The sequence below is a fragment of the Enterococcus alishanensis genome, assembly GCF_019218635.1.
Taxonomy (GTDB): domain Bacteria; phylum Bacillota; class Bacilli; order Lactobacillales; family Enterococcaceae; genus Enterococcus_A; species Enterococcus_A alishanensis.
Genome location: NZ_JAHUZB010000039.1, coordinates 1 through 435, shown reverse-complemented (window position 1 = coordinate 435; position 435 = coordinate 1). Strand labels below are relative to the sequence as shown.

Annotated in this window: 1 protein-coding gene; it reads right to left on the bottom strand. The window is 62.1% G+C overall.

Features of this window, described 5'->3' with window-relative positions:
* On the bottom strand, nucleotides 1–410 hold a 410-nt coding region (locus KUA55_RS18180; RefSeq protein ID WP_218327773.1), incomplete at its 3' end, for a GLUG motif-containing protein.
* Nucleotides 411–435: the final 25 nt, after the last annotated feature.

Sequence of the window (435 nt, the reverse complement as noted above, 5' to 3'; positions counted from 1 at the left end):
GCGCCCATGTTCTTGCCTACCAGACCGCCGACGGCGACGTTGCCGCGGTGGCCTGAGCCGGAGATGTAGGCGGTTACCCAGCTGTTGCTGATCTGCTTGGCGCGCGGCGTCTCCTGCGCCAGTCCGATCAGGCCGCCTATCGCGGTGCTGTTGGCGTTGCCCACTACATTGCCGCTGAAGGACGCATTGTTGATATCGCCCCCGAAGTAGTTGCCGACCAGCCCGCCCATGACATGCGAATTGCGGCTGCCTATCACCATGCTGTTGGTGACATGGACGTTGCTGATATTGCCAAAGTTGGAGCCAGCCAGCACGCCCAGTTGCATGGCCTGCGGGCTTTGCGAGCCGCTGACCATGGCGCGATCCACCTTCAGGTTGCGGACCGTGCCGTTGATGATGCTGGCGAACATGCCTACCGATGGTCCAGTGCTGTAG